The organism is Stutzerimonas stutzeri SDM-LAC, from assembly GCF_000235745.1.
Taxonomy (GTDB): domain Bacteria; phylum Pseudomonadota; class Gammaproteobacteria; order Pseudomonadales; family Pseudomonadaceae; genus Stutzerimonas; species Stutzerimonas stutzeri_H.
The window spans coordinates 122,567-136,160 of sequence record NZ_AGSX01000010.1 but is presented as its reverse complement, the minus strand read 5'-3'; the positions used below and the strand labels follow the sequence as shown (position 1 = coordinate 136,160).

At 60.3% G+C, this 13,594-nt stretch carries 9 protein-coding genes; 6 read left to right on the top strand and 3 right to left on the bottom strand.

The window, feature by feature from the left end:
- Nucleotides 1–45: 45 nt before the first annotated feature.
- The 3 genes from PSTU_RS0101340 to xthA all read right to left on the bottom strand — a co-directional run bounded on the left by PSTU_RS0101340 (nucleotide 46) and on the right by xthA (nucleotide 3,428).
- Nucleotides 46–981 carry a carbohydrate kinase family protein gene (locus tag PSTU_RS0101340; RefSeq protein ID WP_019339249.1) on the bottom strand — a complete coding sequence of 312 codons (936 nt, stop codon included), beginning with the start codon at nucleotides 979–981 and terminating at the stop codon, nucleotides 46–48.
- A gap of 108 nt (nucleotides 982–1,089) precedes the next feature.
- Nucleotides 1,090–2,460 carry a substrate-binding domain-containing protein gene (locus PSTU_RS0101335; RefSeq protein ID WP_019339248.1) on the bottom strand — a complete coding sequence of 457 codons (1,371 nt, stop codon included), beginning with the start codon at nucleotides 2,458–2,460 and terminating at the stop codon, nucleotides 1,090–1,092.
- A 155-nt stretch (nucleotides 2,461–2,615) separates the two neighbouring features.
- On the bottom strand, nucleotides 2,616–3,428 hold the full coding sequence (xthA, locus tag PSTU_RS0101330; protein ID WP_019339247.1) for an exodeoxyribonuclease III: 813 nt from the start codon (nucleotides 3,426–3,428) through the stop codon (nucleotides 2,616–2,618).
- Between the two features lie 149 nt (nucleotides 3,429–3,577).
- On the opposite strand from xthA, the gene PSTU_RS0101325 reads away from it, so the two are divergent.
- The 6 genes from PSTU_RS0101325 (at nucleotide 3,578) to PSTU_RS0101300 (ending at nucleotide 13,564) form a co-directional block, all read left to right on the top strand.
- Nucleotides 3,578–4,216 carry a GNAT family N-acetyltransferase gene (locus PSTU_RS0101325; RefSeq protein ID WP_019339246.1) on the top strand — a complete coding sequence of 213 codons (639 nt, stop codon included), beginning with the start codon at nucleotides 3,578–3,580 and terminating at the stop codon, nucleotides 4,214–4,216.
- A gap of 182 nt (nucleotides 4,217–4,398) precedes the next feature.
- Nucleotides 4,399–6,084, top strand: a complete 1,686-nt coding sequence (locus PSTU_RS0101320) for an autotransporter assembly complex protein TamA (RefSeq protein WP_237709821.1) — start codon at nucleotides 4,399–4,401, stop codon at nucleotides 6,082–6,084.
- A 32-nt stretch (nucleotides 6,085–6,116) separates the two neighbouring features.
- Nucleotides 6,117–9,773, top strand: coding sequence for a translocation/assembly module TamB domain-containing protein (locus PSTU_RS0101315; protein WP_029404554.1), 3,657 nt, complete (start codon nucleotides 6,117–6,119; stop codon nucleotides 9,771–9,773).
- Nucleotides 9,774–10,184: 411 nt separating this feature from the next.
- Complete coding sequence (locus tag PSTU_RS0101310) at nucleotides 10,185–11,537, top strand: alanine/glycine:cation symporter family protein (protein ID WP_019339244.1); 1,353 nt, start codon at nucleotides 10,185–10,187, stop codon at nucleotides 11,535–11,537.
- A gap of 51 nt (nucleotides 11,538–11,588) precedes the next feature.
- Nucleotides 11,589–12,089, top strand: a complete 501-nt coding sequence (tpx, locus tag PSTU_RS0101305) for a thiol peroxidase (protein WP_019339243.1) — start codon at nucleotides 11,589–11,591, stop codon at nucleotides 12,087–12,089.
- Between the two features lie 302 nt (nucleotides 12,090–12,391).
- Complete coding sequence (locus PSTU_RS0101300; protein WP_036992448.1) at nucleotides 12,392–13,564, top strand: NAD(P)-dependent oxidoreductase; 1,173 nt, start codon at nucleotides 12,392–12,394, stop codon at nucleotides 13,562–13,564.
- Nucleotides 13,565–13,594 lie beyond the last annotated feature (30 nt).

The window sequence follows — 13,594 nt, the reverse complement described above, 5'->3', positions numbered from 1 at the left end:
TTGTCCCCTGGGGTTATAGACGCTCACAGCGCTGTGGCCAACCGATCAATCGATTTCGTACCGATACGGCAAGTCCGGACCGCGGCGGGAGCAGGTGATGGCCGCTGCCCGAACGGCGAATGAGAGCAGCGCTTGAAGCTGATCGCGTTCGATCTGTGCCAGTGCTGCGGGCGAATCCAACCGATGGGCGTGCAAGTAGCTGAGCAGCGCCGCCTGGAAGGTGTCGCCAGCGCCTACGGTATCGCGGATATCCACCGCTGTGGCGGCTTCGTAGAGCTCACCGTGGTGAGCGCTGAACAGCTGAGCACCCTGACCACCGCGTGTCAGCAGGACCAGCTCGCAACGCCCCTGCAGCCAGCGCTGGGCAATGGCTTCCGGAGCTTCGCCGGGATACAGCAGAGCGAGATCCTCGTCGCTGACCTTGATCAGGTGCGCAAGCGCGGCGATTGCCTCGACACGCTCTCGCCAGCGGGTGAGGTCCGGTTCGACGTTGAGGCGGACGTTGGGATCCAGCGAGATCAGCCGGCGCTCGCTTTCGCGGCGAACCACCGAGAGCAGCGTGTCGGCGATCGGCGCGGTGACGATGGAATAGGACCCGACGTGGATGCCGCGAACCTCATCGCCGAGCGGGGCGAGATGCTCGTCGCGTGGCAGCCGATCAGCACAGCCGTCGCCGCGAAAGCTGTAGATGGGCGAGCCGTTGGCACCCACAGCCACCATCGCCAGCGTAGTAGGGGCATCGAAGTCGACCAGATAGCGCGTATCGACACGCTCATCCTCAAGCACCTGCCGCAGCTGCTGACCGAAGTGATCGTGCGACATGCCGGTGAACAGCGCGGCCGGCGTTCCCAGCCGGGATAGGCCGACCGCCACATTGAAAGGAGAGCCGCCAGCCACCGCCTCAAGGGTCAGGCGATTGCGCCGGGCACCCGCTGGGGCTGCGAAAACGTCGAACAAAGCCTCGCCACAAACCAGATACATGATTCATTTCCGTTGCTGAACGTCGCCTGAGCTTAGTTGCGCCCGCCGCGACGTGACAGTACGCCGCGGGCTATCGACCGATACGATCTTGCACTGGTTCAAACTTGCTCAATACACCCATACCTCGACGCGGCGGTTCTTGATACGACCGCTCTGCGTATTCGACGCTACTGGAAGTTCATCACCTAAACCATTGATGTTCTGGACGAGTATGCCACCGCGAACCAGCTCTCTACGCACAGCCATGGCGCGGAGTTTGGACAGCAAAGCGGTACGCGCCGGGTCACCACGAGCGTCGCCAAATCCAACCAGGACTGCCGCGCTCATGGTCTTGTTCGTGCTTTGCAGATATTTGATCAGGCGCTCCACGTCACGTTGCGCCTTGTTGTCCAGGCGCGCGCTGCCTTCGTCGAAGCGAAAGTTCACTGTCAGACGCTGCGCCTGGGTGGCGAGGCTCTGATAAGCCTGCGGCATGTCGGGCGATGGGGAGAGGGTTATCGCGTTGATGGCTTGTCCGATGTAGCCAGACTCGGCAACGATGGCCTGCCCAGCAGCACTGTGCACAAAAGCCAGAAAGGTTCGAGTCCACTGCGACTGCTGCGTCGGGTTCGCATAGAAAAACAGCCGCCGCGACAGCGGGTAGTCTTCCGTCGCTACCAGCGCGGTGCTGGGCAGCATAGGCAGCGAATCGCCGTCGGCTATCGCCAACGCGCGGGATTTGCCCACCGATGCGAGGCCAACAAAACCAATCGCGCCGGGACGGGTGCTGACGACCTGCGAAAGCTGATCATTGGACTCATAGCGTGCTGCGTCCGCCGCCAGCGTCTTGTTCTGTGCACCCAGCACCAGCTCCTTGAAGGTGTCGTAGGTGCCCGACTGATCATCCCGTGCATGTAATTCCACCGGAACGTCTTTACCGCCGAGCGCCTTCCAGTTGCGTATTTCACCGGCAAACAGGCTTGCGACCTGCTCAACGCTGAGTGATGAGACGGGGTTATCCGGGTTGACGATGATCGCCAGTCCGTCGATGGCGATCACCTGCTCGGCATCCGCGCTGCGCAGATCACCAAGGTTGGCCAGACTGGTGTATTCACTGTCCTTAATAGGGCGCGACGCGGCGGCGAGATCGGAGGAGCCATCCTTGAGGCCGGCAAACCCGGTGCCGGTGCCGTGGGCAGCAACCCGTGCATGAAAGGTTCGGCCTGCGCTATCGACCGCGCTGATGCGCTGCTCGTTTTTCTTGCCAGCAGGGCTGATCCGAACGGAGCTGAGGCCCCGGGCTTCGAACATTCCGGCGATAAGCATCGGCGCGAGCTTGGCGCCAACGGTGTTGGACCCCTGAATCCGCAGAACCGGACCGTCAACCGGGAGGGCTTGCAATGGCGCGCTCATCACCAGCGGACTCATGCAAAGCAGCCCCGCAATGACCAGGCTGAGCGCCCGTTTCCCCGTGATGCGTGCGGATGCTAGACAGGCCATGCAATGAGTCTCCCTTTCCAAAGAAGCCGGGAGATTAAGAAGGTTTGTTTACCGTTATATGACGTTAGGTTGGGGCCGGCTCAGGTTGAGCACCACTTCGCAAACTGGCCGCGCGACTGTGCGCAGCGCGCGGCTCGTATCGCTGCGCTGAATAGTCAGGTCAGCTCGATCCAGACCGGGCAGTGGTCCGACGGCTTGTCCATGCCGCGAATGTCATAGTCGACACCGCAGTTGGTTACCCGGTTGTGTAGGCCCGCTGTTGTAAGGATCAAATCGATGCGCAGGCCTCGACGTGGATCGTCTTCAAAGCCGCGGCTGCGGTAGTCGAACCAGCTGAAGCGATCGACCACTTCCGGGTTGAGTGTGCGAAAGCTGTCCTGCAGCCCCCAGTTCTTCAGTCGCGTCAGCCACTCGCGTTCCTCCGGCAGGAAGCTGCACTTGCCCGTACGCAGCCAGCGCTTGGCGTTAACCTCGCCAATGCCGATGTCGCAGTCCTCGGGCGAAATATTGAAATCCCCCATCACGGCTACGGATTGCTCCGGAGTAAAGCGCTCTTCGAGCAGCGCCTGGAGATCGGCGTAGAACTTGGTCTTGGCAGGAAACTTGGTCGGGTGGATACGGCTCTCGCCCTGAGGAAAGTAGCCGTTCATCACGGTAACCGGCTCGCCGTTGGCATCGGCAAAACGGCCCCAGATGAAGCGCTTCTGCGACTCCTCGCCATCACCGGGAAAGCCCTTGTGGATCTCCAATGGGGCTTGCCGCGACAGCAGTGCGACGCCGTAATGCCCTTTCTGGCCGTGAAAATGGACGTGATAACCGAGGGCTTCAATATCGGCTTGCGGAAACTGTTCGTCAGACACCTTGGTTTCCTGCAGGCCGATCACATCAGGCTGATGCTTCTCGATAATGGCAGAAAGTTGATGAGGTCTGGCTCTTAAGCCGTTGATATTAAATGAGACAAGCTTCATCGAAGACGGCTCCGGCAAAAACCGGGATTCTACGGGCTATCGCAGCGCTGCGGCGAGTCGTAATCGTCAGCCCGGTTCCAGATCGGCAGAACCCGGATGCGGCTGCTAACGTGAAATCAGCGACAGAATATAACAACAAGAGAACCGCCATGCCGATGACTGCAGACGTACGAATGCTCGACAGTGGTTACGCCAGAGAAATACGCTCGCTTCTGTACAACGCCTACCGACACGAACCGACCTTCGCTTATCTGTTCGAAGCCGACCGCCCGGGCTACGAGCAACGGGTCCGCGCGACCGTGCGCGAGCTGGTCAATCAACACTTGCTGCAGGGGCAACCGGCGTTGGGGTTACTCCTTGATGATCGACTGATTGCCGTCGCGCTGATCGCGCCACCACAACGTCGCCTGGAGATCACCGAAAGTTGGGCCTGGCGCCTGCGCATGCTGCTCACCGCGGGCTTGCGCTGCACACGGCGCTACCTCGATTACCATGCTGCGGTACTGGGCTGCCTGCCACCGGGCACTTTTCATGTCTTGCCGTTAATGGCGGTCCATCCCAAGTGTCAGGGACAGCGCTATGGCGAGCAGCTTCTTGAAGCGTTGCATAACTGGTGTGCCGCGGATGTCGCATCGGAGGGCCTGGTGATCGACACCGGTAACCCTCGCTACCTCCACTTCTATGCACGTCAGGGTTACGAAGAGATCGGCCAGGTGGCCATCGGACCGGTGATCGAGCATGTGTTCTTCCACCCGGCGCCGCGACAGATCGAGGCATCCAGTCGTTAGAACGAATGGGCAGGGGTGACAGTCGTATTGATAGTGTCCAAAGAAGTATCCCCATGTATCTGTTTGACGCTGTATCTGCCGTGCTACACGCATCGACACTTTGCCGAAGCCCAGTGCGCAGCGTGCTAGCATCCGTGGCCATGCTTATCCGTCTCCTTCGCTGTGTAGTTCCAATAGGCCTCATGTTGTGCTGTGCATCAGTGGTGTACGCGGCTGAACTGGACGTCAAAGTCATGCCATCAAACGATGCGCTGCGCGAGAACGTCGAGAACTACATTGGCGAACTTGGCGATCGTAACGAAGAAGAATTGCTGCGCTACAGCCGTATCGCCCAGGAACAGGCGAACAAAGCGCTGCAGGCGTTGGGTTATTACCACGCTGAAATCGAAACCAGCGTCACCGATGGAGAGAATCCGCGGTTGGCGCTGCAAATCAAGCCCGGCGAGCCGGTTCGGCTGCGCGATATCACCGTGCAGGTCAACGGGCCAGCCGCACAGCTGCAGGCGTTTCGGGTGCCGCGTAACACCTTGAAGGCAGGCGCCGTGCTCAATCACGGGCAGTACGAAGCGGCCAAGCAACGGATCCTCAACCAAGCTTCGCGCTACGGGTTTTTCGACGGACGCTTCGAGCGCCAACGGCTGGAGATCAACCCCGACACGAATACCGCCGATGTCGAGTTGGTGTTCAACAGCGGGCCGCGCTATCTGCTCGGTGATGTCGGCTTCGAAGGTGAATCACCTTTTGACCCGGATCTGCTGGAGCGCATGGTGCCGTTCGAACCCGGCACACCCTATGACTCGGAGCTGATCGCCGAACTTAACCAGGCGATGCAGTCCAGCGGCTACTTCGAAGGGGTGCGGGTCGATGCCAATCCGGCCAATGCCGACCAGCAACGCATTCCCGTTGCGGTGCAGTTGACCACGCGAGAGCCGCGCACGCTCGGGCTCGGTTTGGGCTATTCGACCGATGTCGGGCCACGCATACGCTTCGATTTCACCCGTCATTGGGTCAATCCGCAGGGCCACAGCTACGGCATCGAGTCCGAACTGTCCGCGCCGCGGCAGAATGTGGGTCTTTTCTATGACGTGCCGCTGGACCCGCCTTTGACTGACAAGCTGCGCTATGCGGCTGGCTATCAGTACGAAGAGCTGAGCGATAAAGACAGCCTGAGTCGCCTGCTGACGGTCGGTCCCGAGTGGCACCGCAGGTTGCCCAGCGGTTGGCAGCGGGTTTGGTCGTTGAAGTGGCGTCATGAACAGTACGAGCTGGGCGATGATTCCGGGGTCAGTACCCTGCTGATGCCTGGCGTGGCGTACAGCTTTCTGCGCAGCGACAACCGTCTCGATCCCAGTCATGGCTATCGCCTGAGGTTCGAGCTGGGTGCAGCGAAGGAAGGGTTTTTTTCGGATGCTGATCTGATCCATGCCAACGCGACGGTCAAGGGCCTGACCACCCTGGGCGCTCGGCATCGCTTGCTTGGGCGGGTCGAGGTGGGCGGTAACTGGACGGACGAATACACCAACGTACCGCCATCGCTGCGCTATTTCGCCGGTGGTGATCAAAGTGTGCGCGGTTACGATTACCAGAGCCTGTCACCAACCAACTCCGACGGAGACCGAATCGGTGGGCGTTACCAGCTCGCGGTCAGCGCCGAGTATCAGTACTCACTGACCGAAAAGTGGCGATTGGCGACCTTTGTCGATCAGGGTAATTCCTTCAACTCATTGGAGTTGCCGAGCCTCAAGAGCAGCGTGGGTGTCGGTGTTCGCTGGGTCTCGCCAGTTGGGCCGATTCGCGTCGACCTGGCCCATCCGCTGGGCGGCGAGGGTGGGGTTCGCCTGCACTTTTCCATGGGGCCGGAACTTTGAGGCGCAGCGCAAAAATCGTCAGTTGGGTGTTGTTGGCCATTCTGGCGCTGCTGTTGCTGATTGTTGTATCGATCGGTCTGGTACTCGGCACTAACGCCGGTAGCCGTTGGATGCTGAGCAAAGTGCCTGGGCTGCAGATCGAGCAGTTCACGGGCCAGCTAGCTGGGCGTTGGCAGGCAGATCGCCTGGTATGGGAACAGGACGGTCGTCGTGTCGAGGTGGCATCGCCGCAGATGAGCTGGTCGCCTGTTTGCTTGCTGCGCAAAACCCTTTGCATCGAAGAGCTGATCACGGGTGATATCGAACTTACGTTTCCTCCAGCTCCAGAGGATGAAGCAGCAAGCGAGCCTTTCAACCTGCCTGATCTTGATCTGCCGCTCGAGCTGCGCGTCGAGCGCGTTGATATCGGTGCGGTCAACCTCAATGGTGCGCAGCAATTGCATGGCGCCGAGCTGCGGGCAGGCTGGGATGATCAGGGGCTGGTCATCAGGGCGCTGGAAGTTCGACGTGAAGATGTCGTGCTGGATCTCTCCGGCCACCTGCAAACCAACGCTGACTGGCCGCTGGCCCTGCAGGGTAGCGCGGCGATCCGCTCGCCAAACGAGCAGCCTTGGGCGGTGAAGTTTGGGGTCGATGGCGAGCTGCGCGAACACCTGATGGTCGACGTGCAAAGCCAGGGCTATCTGGAGGCCGCGCTCAGCGGTTGGGTGCGGCCTCTGGAACCGGAGCTCCCAGCGAACCTGCTGCTGGCGGTGAAAGGTTTCAAAGCGACCCCGGGGTTGCCTGATGCCTTGCGTCTGGAGGCGCTGGAGCTGACCGCTAAAGGCGACATGGAACAGGGCTACCGCCTGGTGGGTGACGGCAATCTGCAAGGCGAGGGCGGTGCGGTGGCTGTTGCGTTGAACGGCCTGGTCGACACGGCCCATGCCGAGATTGCAGCGCTTAGCCTGGATGCGGGCGAGCAGCAGCGCGTCGACTTGAACGGTGCCGTTAGCTGGCAGGATGGCCTGGACGCAGAAGCCCAGTTGGCCTGGCGCAATTTCCCATGGCGCCGCCTCTATCCCGATATCCAGGAACCGCCTGTTGCGCTGCGAACCCTCGATGCGCAGATCCAGTACGACGACGGCAATTACCTGGGCAATTTCAACGCGGCGCTGACCGGCCCCTCGGGTGACTTCACGCTGCAAAGCCCGGTCAGCGGCAACCTCGAAGTCGTCCATCTGCCGCAGCTGCAACTGCAGGCCGGCCAGGGCAGGGCCGAGGGCAGCCTCAGCGTTGGGTTCGCAGATGGAATCGATTGGACCACTCGGCTCGAGCTGAGTGAATTCGACCCCTCTTACTGGGTAGCGGAGCTGCCAGGAATGATCGGCGGCACGCTCAGCAGCAGCGGCGCCTTGCGAAACGAAGCCTTGCAGGCCGAGGCCACCCTCGACTTGAACGGAACGCTGCGCAAGCAGCCGCTCAAGCTTCAGCTGCAGGCGAGCGGCGAGGGCACGACCTGGAGCCTGCCGACGGTCGATTTGCAGTTGGGCGATAACCGCATCCAGGGCAAAGGGCGCTGGGCCGAGACGCTTGAGGCGAACCTGGCGATTGATCTGTCACGCCTGGGCCAGCTCTGGCCTGATTTGAGCGGCCGATTGATCGGCAACATTGATCTGTCGGGCACGCCGGACGCGCCACAGGGGAAACTGGCGTTGAGCAGCAGCGGGATGGCGTTTCAGGACAATCGGGTCGACCAGTTGCAGGTGGCGGCGAGCCTGTCCGAGGGCGAGCGTGGCCAGTTGAGCCTCGACGCCAGCGGCTTACAGGCCGGAGCGACCGAGATCGGCGAGCTGCAGCTGAGCGCCGAAGGCACACAAACGGCGCATCAGGCCAAAGTTCAGCTGCAAGGCCCATTGCTCGACCTGTCCCTGGCGTTGACTGGTGGGCTTGAAGGTGGCGATTGGCGGGGTCGCTTGATGGAAGCCGAACTGGATGCTCAGGGCCAGCAATGGGCGTTGCGCGACCCCGCGACTCTACAGCGATTGGAGAGCGGCCGGATCACCTTTGGCGCGCACTGCTGGCTCTCAGGGCAAGCCACGCTGTGTGCCGATGATCAGCGGCTGCAACCCGATCCACAGTTGCGCTATCGCCTGCGGGACTTTCCGCTTGAGTCCCTCGCTGAATACCTGCCGGAAAATCTGATCTGGCAAGGCGAAGTGAACGCTGACCTGGCGCTGGATCTGCCGAGCGCGGGTCCAAACGGGACTATCCGTGTCGACGCCGGACCAGGCGTCTTGCGCATGCGGGATGGCGAGCAGTGGTTGGATTTTCCTTATCAGACCTTGTCACTGAACAGTCAGCTGACGCCGAAACAGGTTGATGGCAGGCTGCTATTCGAGGGAGGCGACCTTGGCGATCTGGATGTCCAACTGCAGGTGGATCCCAGTGGCGAGGTCAAGCCGGTCTCTGGCGATTTCCAGCTCAGCCATTTCGATCTGTCTGTATTCAAACCCTTTGTCGCGCAGGTCGAGCGACTCGACGGTCAGCTGAATGGCAATGGTCAGATTTCGGGCACGCTGCAACAGCCGCAGATTAATGGCGAGCTAACGCTCACCGAAGGCGAGATTGCGGGTGCTGAGCTGCCGGTCAGCTTCGAGCAATTGGAGATCACCGCTGTCATCGATGGCGAGCGGGTTCGCATTGAGGGTGACTGGCGCAGCGGGGAGCAGGGCCAGGGACAGATCGCAGGAATGGTCGATTGGGAGCAGGCGCTGGATCTTGATCTTCGGATCAGCGGCAGCCAACTGCCGGTTATCGTCGAGCCTTATGCTGAGCTCGAAATTGCACCTGACTTGCGTATCCAGCTGGCTGACGAGCAATTAGCGGTAAGCGGCAAACTACGTGTGCCGCGGGGAGAAATTACCGTCCGCGAACTGCCACCCTCGACCGTCAAGGTATCCGAGGATGCGGTCATTGTTGGCGCCGAAGCGCAAGAGACGAAGCCGCCGCTGGCGATTCGCATGGATGTGGATGTTGAAGTCGGGCAGGACAGGCTGCGCTTCTCGGGCTTCGGGCTGACCGCCGACCTTGCTGGTTATTTGCACATCGGCGATGACTTCGACGCGCGCGGCGAGCTTAGTCTTAACAAGGGTCGTTACCGCGCGTACGGCCAGCGCCTGACGATCCGCCGCGCCCGGTTGTTGTTCACGGGCGTGCTGTCGCAGCCCTATCTGGATATCGAAGCTATTCGACGGATCGAAGACGACAACGTGATTGCGGGGCTGCGTATCACTGGGAGTGCCGAGCAGCCGCGCGTCGACGTATTCGCCGAACCAGCCATGAGTCAGGAGCAGGCATTGTCCTATCTGGTGCTTGGTCGGCCACTGGGTGCCGAGACCGGCGACAGCAATCTTCTGGCCCAGGCAGCGCTTGGGCTTGGCCTGGCTGGCAGCGCGTCGATCACCGGGAATGTTGCGCAACGGCTGGGTATCGAGGAGTTTCAATTGGACACCGAGGGTAGCGGCGCGGACACCAGCGTGGTTGCAAGCGGGAAGCTTACGGATCGGTTGACGTTGCGTTACGGCGTTGGGGTATTCGAGCCTGCCAATACGGTCGCGTTGCGCTATCAACTGACCAAGCGGATCTTCCTCGAAGCGGCCAGCGGGCTGGCCAGTTCGCTGGACATCTTTTACCGGCGCGATTTCTGATCAAGTTCAGGCAATAAACAGGGAAAAAATCCTTACTGATCGACTGGCATTGGCGCTGCCCTGGGCTACGCTCAGAGGCTTCCGTATGCGGCAACCTGTCGTGGGTTCACGGGCTGACCGGTCAGTCGCTCGTTTGCACAGATCATCTTCCGTAGATCACGCATAAAGCGTGTGGCGTCAAGTGCAGAAGGTGGTGGTAGGATCGCTCGGTCGCTCCTTGCATGGCGGCTGATGCGAGGCTCTAGCGTGAGTCCTGCAGGTTGTCGGTAACGCTCCGGACATTGAAGTCGGGGTATTACCGGGTCGTTCGGACAGCGGTTGAACCGGTGTACTCATGTCGCCGCTCAATTGTTCGTGCCGCTCGGCCCGCACGGGCAAGGATGTCTAACACAAACAATAAGGGTGCCTTGAATGGAATTCCTGCAAAACCTGGTCAATAGCGTCAACGGTCTCGTCTGGGGACCACCCATGCTGGTACTGATCCTCGGTACCGGTTTCTTTCTCATGGTCATGCTCAAGTTCATGCCGTTGTCGCATATCGGCACGGGCTTTGGGCTGATCTGGCGTGGACGTGTCAAGGGCGATGAGGAAACAGGTGAGATCAGCCCCTTCCAGGCGCTGATGACCTGCCTGGCCGCCACCGTGGGTACTGGCAACATTGCCGGCGTCGCCACGGCGATTTTTCTTGGCGGTCCGGGTGCGCTGTTCTGGATGTGGTGCACGGCGCTGGTAGGCATGGCGACCAAGTACTGCGAAGTCGTGCTGGCAGTGCATTACCGTGAAAAGGATGATCGCGGCGAACACGTCGGTGGACCGATGTACGCCATCAAGAATGGCTTGCACAAGCGCTGGCTGTGGCTGGGCGGCGCCTTTGCCATCTTTGGCGGACTGGCTGGGTTCGGCATCGGCAACATGGTGCAGGTCAACAGCATGGCGCTGGCGCTGGAAGCTACCTTTGCCGTACCGCTGTGGATAACCGGTCTGGTCACCATGCTGTTTGTGGGCATGGTCATTCTTGGCGGCATCAAGCGTATCGGCGCAGTTGCGGCGGCGCTGGTTCCGTTCATGTGCGTTGCGTACGTCATCGCCGGCATCGTCGTGCTGGTGGTGCACGCCGCTGAGCTTCCCAGGGCGTTCGAGTTGATCTTCACGCATGCCTTCTCGCCAATCGCGGCCACTGGCGGCTTTGCCGGCGCGGCTGTTATGGCCGCCATTCGCTTCGGTGTTGCGCGCGGTATCTTCTCCAACGAAGCGGGCCTCGGTACTGCTGGTATCGCGCAGGCCGCCGGTACTACTCAGAGCTCGGTACGCTCAGGCCTGATCGGGATGATGGGCACTTTTATCGACACCATCATCATCTGCTCGATCACCGGCCTGGCGATCATCTGCTCGGGAGTCTGGACCGGTGGCGAAAGCGGTGCGGCACTGTCTGCTGCAGCCTTCGAATCCGCCATGCCTGGTGTTGGTGGTGCGCTGCTGACCATCGCACTGGTAGTGTTTGCTTTCACTACGATCCTTGGCTGGAGCTATTTTGGCGAGAAATGCTGGGAGTTTCTGGTTGGCACCAAAGCGATCTGGCCGTTCCGCGTCATTTGGGTGCTGGCTGTTCCGTTCGGTGCAATTGCCCAGCTCGATTTCGCCTGGCTGTTGGCGGACACCCTTAATGGTTTGATGGCTATTCCCAACCTCGTTGCACTGTTGCTGCTGAGCCCAGTGGTGGTCAAGTTGACCAAGGAATACTTCGCCCGTACGAAGGCCGTCTGAAAATCCGGGGCCGCGACGATGCGCGCGGCCCCATGACTGAGAGGAATTTACATGACTGAAGTAACCCTTAAAGGCAATCCCATCCAGGTCGCCGGTAGCTTTCCGCAAGCTGGCCAGAAGGCCGCGGCGTTCAGTCTGGTAGGCGGTGATCTGTCCGATGTGACGCTCGCCAGCTTTGCAGGTAAGCGCAAGATCCTGAACATCTTCCCGAGCATCGATACGCCGACCTGTGCGACCTCCGTGCGCAAATTCAATGCGCAGGCCAACGATCTGGCCAACACCGTAGTCCTGTGCATCTCCGCCGATCTGCCCTTCGCGCAGAAGCGCTTCTGCGGCGCCGAGGGGCTGGAAAATGTCGTTAATCTCTCCACCATGCGTGGGCGCGAGTTTCTCGAGCAATACGGTGTACTGATCGCAACCGGTCCGCTTGCTGGCGTATCGGCTCGCGCAGTTGTCGTTCTGGATGAGCAGGACCAGGTGCTTCACAGCGAACTGGTCGCCGAGATCGGTTCCGAACCGAACTATGACGCAGCGATAGCCGCGCTCAGCTAAGTTCGGCCAATAGGAAGCGGTGCAACGCCGCTTCCTTTGCTTCTGATGTCTGGCGACAAAAATACCGCGAAATCGCTCATCTCCAGTGCCGTTAATCAATTGGCTGAATCGCGCTGCTAACGCTTAGCTTGCAGTACATGGTTTTTGCAAACGCAACCGTGCCAGCCAACGGCGACAGGCCCGATTTACCGTGCCGTAAAATCTTTTCCTGCCGCTGCGGTCAGAACGTCGTTGCCTTTTGAATGGATTCGCTCATGTCTACCTCGCATATCAAGAAGAAGATCGGTGTATCCGGCACAGGGATGATCGCTCACTGCTTTATTCGGCTGATCAAGCAGCACTACCAGGATGTGGAAATTTCGCGCGTCTTGACCCGTCGGCCGTTGAATTCCTTTACTGACTTTCCGCTGCCCGAGCGGCTCACCAATTCCGTGGACCACCTTATTGATGGCGCGGACTTGATTGTGGAGTGCAGCGGCGATGTGTTTCATGGCACCGAGGTCATTGAACGCGCGTTCGAGGCTGGCCTGCCCGTGGTGACAATCAACGCCGAACTGCAGGTCACCACAGGGTCGTACCTGGCGGCCAAAGGCTTCATTACCGAGGCCGAGGGTGACCAGCCGGGTTCATTGGCGGCACTTCATGAGGAAGCCTTGATGATGGGTTTCAAGCCCTTGGTCTACGGCAACATGAAGGGCTATCTGAACCACAATCCCTCGGTTGAAGACATGAGGTACTGGGCAAAGCGACAGGGCATAAGCGTAGACCAGACCACTTCATTCACTGACGGCACCAAGGTGCAGATCGAACAGGCCATTGTTGGCAACGGTCTGGGCGCGACTATTACCAAGCAGGGGCTGGAAGGTCTGGCTTCGACCAATTTGACCGAATCGGGCAACCTGCTGGGCATGATGGCCGACCGGCTGGGACAGCCCCTTGTCGATTACGTGGTTCCCTCCGGCTATCCAGCCGGCGGTGTGTTTCTGGTCTGCCGCCACGATGATGACCAGCGTGCTGCAATCGAGTATTTCAAGCTTGGCCCTGGACCTTATTACACGCTGGTGCGCCCGTTCCATCTCTGTTCGCTGGAGGTCGGCAAAACCGTGCGTCGCGTGCTCAATGGTGGTGATGTATTGCTGAACAATTCCACTGCGCCGACCCTGGGCGTGGGAGCGATTGCCAAGCGAGCCATGCGGCCAGGTGAGCTGATCGAGCGAGGCATTGGCGGATTCCAGTTTCGCGGCGAGGCACTGAAGCTCGATCAGCATCCGGATCACGTCCCGATCGGCCTGCTGCGCAAGACCGCGCTGCGACGTGCGGTCGAACCGGGCCAGCTGATTACTTTCGATGACGTCGACATTCTGCCCAGCCGCGTCCTGGACATCGTCATGCAGCAGCGCGCCGCACCTACAACCGTTCCGAGCAAGCCGTCTGCGGACCACGGGTGCGTCCCGATGGCGGCGATGGGTAGCTGACAACGGATCCATACTGAGAAGCGTCAGCAA